Genomic DNA, 892 nt, shown 5'->3' with positions numbered 1-892 from the left:
CACAGAAAGTAACTACAACAGTGGCCTTGGCCGTAATGCAAATAGTGACCGTACAAGCGACGGCTTCAATATTGGCGTTAACCTAGCAGTGCCACTTTACACTGGCGGCAACGTGACATCACAAACCAAACAAGCTGAGTTTGCGTACGTTGCAGCAAGCGAAGATCTTGAAGCTCAGTACCGTAGCGTAGTGAAAGATGTTCGTGCACAAAACAACAACATCAACGCTTCTATTGGTGCGTTAAAAGCGTATGAGCAATCGGTAGTTTCAGCGAGATCTGCGCTAGAAGCGACAGAAGCAGGTTTTGATGTAGGTACTCGTACTATCGTTGATGTTCTAGACGCAACTCGTCGCCTATACGATGCGAACAAAAATCTTTCAGACGCTCGTTACAACTACATCCTGAGTGTTCTTCAGCTTCGCCAAGCGGTTGGTACACTAAGCGAACAAGACATCTTGGATGTGGATGCAGGTTTGAAACCAGCGAAATAACGTTCAGTTATACAATGAAATTAAAACGCCAGTTGATTCTTCAACTGGCGTTTTTTGTTGTCTATCATTCGATGCAAAGTACCTAACATTGTACGCCTAGCGATTATCTCGCAAATGCATTGCTATACCAGAACGTAGAACAGCAAGCATAGAAAAACAAAAAGGCCGCTTTGCAGCGACCTTTCAGATAGTGTTGTTCAAAGCAGTAAGGCTTAGCCTTTGCCGCCTTTAATTGCATTGATGATTTCGCTGGTTGAGCAACCATCTTCAAAGTTCAAAACACGAACTTCACCACCTGCTGCAATCACTTCTTTACCACCAGCAATCTCTTCTGGTTTGTAGTCACCGCCTTTCACTAACATGCTTGGCAGCACTTCAGAGATCAGACGCTGTGGCGTA

General features: G+C 44.7%; 1 protein-coding gene and 1 pseudogene. One reads left to right on the top strand and one right to left on the bottom strand.

Annotated features, from left to right (window positions below; all coding sequences use genetic code 11):
- A partial coding sequence (locus R7Z50_RS25750) for a TolC family protein (RefSeq protein WP_318149509.1) occupies positions 1-493 on the top strand: 493 nt, incomplete at its 5' end.
- Positions 494-705: 212 nt separating this feature from the next.
- On the opposite strand, the pseudogene R7Z50_RS25745 reads toward R7Z50_RS25750, so the two are convergent.
- Positions 706-892 (bottom strand): annotated as a pseudogene (locus tag R7Z50_RS25745) (bifunctional heptose 7-phosphate kinase/heptose 1-phosphate adenyltransferase); the annotation flags it as partial.

Source organism: Vibrio sp. 1249-1, from assembly GCF_033340495.1.
This window is presented reverse-complemented; position numbering and strand designations above follow the sequence as displayed.